At 66.1% G+C, this 6,925-nt stretch carries 4 protein-coding genes; all 4 read right to left on the bottom strand.

Translation table 11 applies throughout. The features are described 5' to 3' along the window. On the bottom strand, positions 1 to 1,892 hold a 1,892-nt coding region (locus ABZ656_RS55095; protein ID WP_360279871.1), incomplete at its 3' end, for a condensation domain-containing protein. A gap of 37 nt (positions 1,893 to 1,929) precedes the next feature. Beyond that, positions 1,930 to 3,390: an MFS transporter gene (locus tag ABZ656_RS55090; protein WP_101408638.1), complete on the bottom strand. Its 1,461-nt coding sequence runs from the start codon at positions 3,388 to 3,390 to the stop codon at positions 1,930 to 1,932. A gap of 53 nt (positions 3,391 to 3,443) precedes the next feature. Then, positions 3,444 to 3,656, bottom strand: coding sequence for an MbtH family protein (locus tag ABZ656_RS55085; RefSeq protein ID WP_101408637.1), 213 nt, complete (start codon positions 3,654 to 3,656; stop codon positions 3,444 to 3,446). 113 nt (positions 3,657 to 3,769) lie between these two features. Then, positions 3,770 to 6,925, bottom strand: a 3,156-nt coding sequence (locus ABZ656_RS55080; RefSeq protein ID WP_360279867.1) for an amino acid adenylation domain-containing protein, incomplete at its 5' end; no start/stop codon positions are given.

Raw genomic sequence — 6,925 nt, 5'->3', positions numbered from 1 at the left:
CCCCGATGCGAAACCACCACACCCTTCGGACGCCCCGTCGAACCCGACGTAAAAATCACATACGCCGGATGACCACCCAACAACGGCGCCAACCGGTCGTCATCACAAAGGTCATCATCCGGCAGCTTTTCCAGCTCCGCCACCGTCGCCTGGTCTCCGAGCACGACCACGGCACTTACAAACTCCTCCAGGCCTCCCGAATCCCCCTCCCGCACCACATCAAGCAGGCCTTCACCGGTGAGCAGGACAGCAGGCCGCGCATTGTCAAGCATGTAGGAAAGGCGGTCCGCCGGCAGCTCGGGGTCCAGCGGAACATAGGCAGCACCACACTTCAGCACCGCCAGCAGTGCCGTCACCATCTCCACCGAACGGTGCATCAGAACACCGACCCGGCCTTCCGGCCCGGCACCAAGCTCTACCAGCCTCCGCGCCAGCCGATTCGCCCGCTCATTCACCTGCCGATACGAGAACTCCGTCCCATCGGCATCCACCACGGCCACCGCATCGGGGGAACGAACCACCTGCTCCTCAAAAAGTGCCGCCAAACTGTCACCCGGCACCTCATGCGCGGTGTCATTCCACTCCCCCAACACCTGCTCACGCTCAGCCGAAGACAGCACATCCCAGCGGCGCAGGGCATCCTGGGCGTCGGCCTTCGCCAGCCATTCCAGGGCCTGTTGGAAAACTCGTGCAGCAGTGGCAAGGCCCTCTTCGCTGAGTGCGCCTGACGGGCTGTCGAAGGCGAGAGCGAACGGGCCACCAGCCGCCCCCTCCCGAATTGTTATAGACAGTTCGCGCACGTTTCCAGACGCCAGACCGTGTGCAGTGACTGCCAGATCGTCGAAGGTGAGGTCACTGCGGAACGGCATCACGTTCACAACAGCTGAGAACAGGCCGCCACGCCTGACCCGTCGTAGGTCTCGCAGCATGTCTTCGTAGCGGAAGCGCTGATGCCGCAATGCGGTGCGGACCGTTGTCGATACCTGACGGACGAACTCCCCGAGCGTTATGTCATGGCCCACCATGAATCGGACGGGCAGGATGTTCGCCATCATGCCGGGCGTCCGAAGTTGCGGTCCGCCTTTGCGCCCGAGGACCGGCACACCAAGGGTGACCTCGTCCGACCCGGTGATCCGGGCGGCGGAGAGGGCGGCTGCGGCGATGAACAGCGCGGATGGGCTTGTCCCAAGACGTCGAGCCAGTCGCCGGAGGCCCTCTGCGGTGGCCGGCCCGACCTCGGCGTTCGCCTGAAGGGAGCCGAGAGGCGCCTGCTGCGAGGGCCGCTGGCCGAGACTGGGCGGCTCGGGGCTGCCGCTGAGGGCATCGGTCCAGAAGGCTCGGTCGCGCTCGAAGTCCTCGGACGCCCGGTATGCGGACTCCGCGTCCATCAGCAGAGTCGCTGACGGGAACGCGCTCTCGGTCACCGGGACTCCGCGGGACAGCTCCGTGTAGATCTGCGCGCATCGCGATGCCACCAGCGAACCGCTGTACCCGTCGCCGATGGCGTGGTGGACGCGCTGGTACCAGATGTAGGCATCGTCCGCGACGGTGAGCAGAGCCTGGACGAAGTAGGGACCGGCATGCAGGTCGAACGGGCGGCTCAGGTCTGCCCGCATCCACTGCTCGGCAGCGGCACGCGGATCCTCGGCGGACCGGAAGTCGGCCCGGTGCAGCGTCCAGTCGTCCGTCGGTCGGAAGTGCTGGAATACGTTGTCGTCGGCCGCCTCGAAGCGCAGGTGGTAGCCGTCGGCCTCACCAACAGCCTGCCGCAGCGCCCTGTCGAAACGCTCGGTGTCCAGCCTGCCGTGGATCTCCAAGTATTCGGCAATGCTGAGCGCGGGACTCGTCGGGTCGAGCTGCTGCGCGTTCCAGATCCCCTGTTGGCCGACCATGAGCTCACGGCGACCAGCTCCATACACAGACATTTTTCTACCTCGAGTCAGTTATGAGCGAAGGGACCGGAATTCGGTGCGCCGACCGGCGCACCAGGAAGGTGGAAAAGGCCAGCAGGACCCCTCCTGCGACGAAGGGAGCCCGTGGACCGACGCCGTCGAAGAGCAGGGCGGCTATGGGAGTGCCCACCGCGCCGGCCGTTGTCGTGGTCATCTGGTACACCATCGACACACGGCTCAGCAGCGCGTCGGGGACCACGGACTGACGCAGTGATATAACGGTGGAATTCCAGACGGTATTTGCCGCGCCATAGGCGGCGACGAGGGCCGCTGCTGCAAAGCCCGACTTTGCTGCCCCGAGGCCGAGGATGATGGCGCCGATGATCGGCGGGCCCGCGCGCAGGGTTCGCATCGATCCCAACGCGGAGGCCAGACGCGGAGCGACAGAGACTCCCCCGAGTCCCCCTGCGCCGAAGGCCACCACCAGAAGCGCGAAGCCCGTGGTGCCGACCCCTAGTGCCTGGCGAGCGTAGAGTACGAGTACGGACATCAGGCCGGCCACGACAAAATTGGTCGTCGCAGACACAAGACACAGACTGAGCAGCAGCCGGTCGCGCCGGAGCCAGCGCACTCCATCGAGCGCCCTTCCCTCCAACTGCTGCCGACGGCGGTGCCGTCCGCGCCCCAACCCGAGAGCAGCGCGCGAAGCGCGCCGACCGTCTCCTGCAGCAGGGCCCGCGAGGTCCTCCTTGCCGGGTCCACCTTTGCCGTCCACGCCGCGATGCCGTGCCCGGTCCCGGCGGTCAGCGGGTTGGGGAAGAGCCCCGCGACGGCGGACGGTGCCGGCAGCGCCGGGCACTCCCCGTCGTGCAGGTTCGCCTGCGGCCTGCTCTCGGCCGTCCAAACGGGCGCGGGGTACAGAAAAGATGCACACTGAGGAGCAGGCGAATGACAGGGCGTCCACCGCGAGGGGCAGAGGCGCGGAGACGCCGTACAGCACCGCTCCGAGCGGAGTGCCGAGCAAAAGTCCCGCGAGCATCGCGGTGGCTTGGATCCGGGCGTTCGCTCGGACCAGCTGGCTGCGGTCGACCAGCTCGGGTACCAGGCCCACCCAGGCTCCGTTGAAAAACGTCTGGCCGCACCCCAGCAGGAAGCCGGAGGCGGCCAGTGCCGGCACGGACAAGGCATCCAGGGCTGTGAGCACAGCGAGCAGGCCCATGGCGATTGCGCGCAGACCGTCCACCACGCACAGGATGCGACGCCGATCGAATCGGTCGGCCAGGATTCCCGAAGCGAACCCTGTCACCAGCCACGGAATCTGTCCGGCGACTGCCACCAGGGCCACCTGCCGAGCGTCATCGGTGAGCCTCGCCGCCAGCAGCGGAAAGGCGATAAGCCGCACGCCGTCGCCCACGCTCGACACGGCAACAGCCGCGAGGACCGGGTGGAAGGACGCCGGCAGAGCAGCCGCCCTGGTCGCGCGCAATGCAGAGAGCATGAAGGAATTTCCCGAGGATGTGCGGTGATCGACGGCTACTGAGTTCCAGCTGATCAGTCGCCGTTCATCGAGTCGATCAGGCTCTTCGGGCGCATGTCGGTCCAGGCGTCCTCGATGTATGCGAGGCAGTCGTTCCGGGGAGCCGGGCCGAATGCCACGTCCCAGCCTGCGGGTACCTCCACGAATACCGGCCAGAGCGAATGCTGGCACTCGGAATTCATCAGCACACGGTACTCGGCGTCCGGGTTCTCGAACGGATTGGTCATGGGAATTCCTTTCCTTGTCGTGCGATGTACGGGACTGTTTGACAGCAGTCCCATCACAGAAAGTCGGGTCATCGGATCGTTCGGGCGCCCGCCTTACGGGCGCCCGAACACGGTCAGCTCTCGGGGCCGGAAGGCGAGGAATCGCCCGTGAGGCTGCGGAGCCTGGCTGCCAGGATCGGTGCGAACTGCGCCAGGGATTCGGTCTGCATCAATGCGTCATGACTGCTGATCACGCCTTGGGTTTCGATTGCACCTGCCACGTACGGCCGCCATGGTTCCCCAGATGAGGCCACGTCGCTGTTCTGGCCTGTCGCCGAGACGAACAGCAACAGATCCCCGTCGAACCTGCGCGGGGTGAACTTCTGTACCAGTTGGATGTTGTTCATCCTGGTCTCGACCACAGCGGTGATCTGCTCCTCGCTGAGGGTCGACAGTGGCCCGCCCTGATCACGGAGCACCTCGATGACCCGCTCGGTCGTCACAGGTCCGTCGCCTACGACATCCTCGTCGCCGTCGATCAGACTCAGCAGCAGTCCACGCTGGTCAATGATCTGTACCGCCTCAGCGGAATCACCCATCGGGTAGGCATCCAGCATGGCCAGCAGAGCAGTTCGCTCTCCGCGCCGCTGCAGTTCGGTGGCTACCGCGTGGGCAGCGTGTCCGCCGAAGGACCACCCCAGAAAATGATAGGGCCCCTCGGGCTGAACCTTCATGATGTGGTCGGCGTAATCCACCGCCATCTTTTCCATGGATTCCGGGAGAAGATCTCTTCCAGCCAGACCGTGAGCTTGCACGGCGTATATCGGGCACTCCGAATCCAGATAGCTCAGCAGCCGGTAGTAGGACCAGCCGATCCCTGACGCCGGATGGAAGCAGAACAGCGGCGCGTGGCGGCCGCTGGGCCGCAGGGGCAGCATGACATCGAATCCGTCACTCGCCCCACCGATCTCCATGTGTGCAACGAGCCCTGCGACGGTGGGGTTTTGGAAGACTGTGCGCAGATCGACATCGAGGTTCATGGTGGTGCGGATACGGGCGATCAGGCGGGTGGCCAGCAGTGAATGACCGCCGAGCTCGAAGAAGTCGTCGTCGATGCCGACGGTCTCGATCCCGAGCAGTTCCGCGAAGAGTTCGGCGAGGTGCTGTTCTTGCGGGGTCCGGGCGCGGCGGCTGATCTCGGTGGTCGTCCACTCGGGCGCAGGGAGTGCCTGGCGGTCGAGTTTGCCGTTGACGGTCAGCGGCAGCGCGTCCAAAGTCACGATGGCCGCCGGGACCATGTACTCCGGCAGCCGCGCCGAGAGATGGGCCCGCAACCCCTCGACGTCCACCTCACCCGCCGGGACGACATAGCCGACCAGGCCCCTGCCGCCAGGCAGGTCCTCACGGACCACGACCGCCGCCTGCGCCACGGCCCGATGACCCGCCAACACCGCCTCGACCTCACCCGGCTCGATCCGGAACCCACGCAACTTGACCTGCTGATCCGCACGCCCCACAAACTCCAGCAAACCCCCACGACTCCACCGCGCAAGGTCACCCGTGCGATACATCCGCACCCCCGCCGCCCCGAACGGATCGGCAACAAACCGCTCCGCCGTCAGCCCCGGCCGGCCCACGTACCCACGCGACAGTCCCGCACCCGCCAGGAACAGCTCACCCACACACCCGGCCGGCACCGGCCGCAACACCGCGTCCAGCACATAGGCCCGCATACCGTCCAACGGCCGCCCGATCGGCAACACGCCCCGGGGTGCCGATTCGACGCGGTGCGTGGCGGCGAACGTCGTCGTCTCGGTGGGACCGTAACCGTTGGCGACCACAATCCCCGGACAGGCTTCCAGGACAGCACCCACCGCGACCGGCGAGACCACATCACCACCGGTCCACACCTGCCGCACCCCACGGAAACAGCCAGGCTCCTCTTCCGCCACCACAGCGAACAGCCCCGCCGTCAGCCACAGCGCCGTCACCCCGTGTTCCGCGACCACCCGGCCAAGCCCACCGGCGGTGAGATCACCCGAAGGCGCCACCACCACACGGCCACCATTGAGCAACGGCACCCACAACTCAAACGTCGACGCATCGAACGAGTACGGCGAATGCAGCAGCACCGCCTCGAAGTCCGACCCTGCAAACCGCCCGTCGGACGCCAACGCCACCACATCCCCGTGCGTGACCGCCACACCCTTCGGCCGCCCCGCAGACCCCGAGGTATACATCACATACGCCAACTGCCGAGCATCACACGGGACAGCAAGCGGCTCAGCCCCGTCGGCCACCGCGTCGAGCGGAGCATCAACGACCAGCACAGTCAGCCCCAACTCCACCGCCTGCGCACACAGCGCGTCGTCCGTGACGACGACACCCACGCGCGTCTCGACCGTGATCGCCTGCCGGTGAGCGAGCGGGTAGCGCACGTCCAGCGGAACGTAGAAACCACCTGCCTTCACCACAGCCAGCAACACCACCGCCAACGCAGCCGAATGCTCCATCAGAACGGCAACCCCACACTCGGGACCCACCCCCGCCGCAACCAGCCGACGAGCGAGCCGCCCAGCACACACATCAAGCTCCGAGTAAGTGAGCTCAACCCCACCACCCGCCACCAGAGCAACCGCGTCCGGGGTACGAGCCACCTGAGCCGCAAACAACTCAGGCAACGTCCCAGACAACACCCCGTCGAACGTACCGCTCCACTCCGTGAGCAACTGCTCCCGCTCACCGGGCAGCAGCACATTCACCTCGCTCACGCGCCGGCCCGGGGTCTCCACCACGTCACGCAGGAATTCCGCCCAGCGATGGAAGATGTCCACCACTGTCGCCTCGTCGAACACGTCGGTGCTGTACTCGATGGAACCGCCGATCCCCAGCGGCGTGCCGTCCTCGCCATAGAGATCGGTCATGCTGAAACCGAGGTCATACTTTGACGTATCGCTGCCGACCGGAGCGGCAGACAAACGCAGACCCGGAAGCTCCAGCTCCGGGCGGGCGGTGTTCTGAAGCACCAGCATGACCTGGAACAACGGATTGTGCGCCAGCGTCCGCGCCGGATTGAGCACCTCGACCAGGTACTCGAACGGAACATCCTGGTGATCGTAAGCCGCCAGCGCCACCTCCCGCGCCCGGCCGAGGAGTTCAGCAAAGGCCGGATCCCCCGAGATGTCATTCCGCAGCACCAGAGTGTTGACGAAGAACCCGACCAGATCGTCCAGCGCCTCATCCGTACGCCCGGCAATGGCACAACCCAACGGAATGTCGTCCCCCGAACC

This window comes from Streptomyces sp. NPDC007095, assembly GCF_040634475.1.
Lineage (GTDB): Bacteria > Actinomycetota > Actinomycetes > Streptomycetales > Streptomycetaceae > Streptomyces.
Note: the sequence above shows the minus strand (reverse complement) of the source record. Positions and strands in the feature narration are given on the sequence as shown.

Bases quoted from the DNA above. Each gene is read 5' to 3' on its own strand.
- ABZ656_RS55090 (WP_101408638.1), bottom strand. From the start codon at position 3,390: ATGCTCTCTGCATTGCGCGCGACCAGGGCGGCTGCTCTGCCGGCGTCC.
- ABZ656_RS55085 (WP_101408637.1), bottom strand. From the start codon at position 3,656: ATGACCAATCCGTTCGAGAACCCGGACGCCGAGTACCGTGTGCTGATG.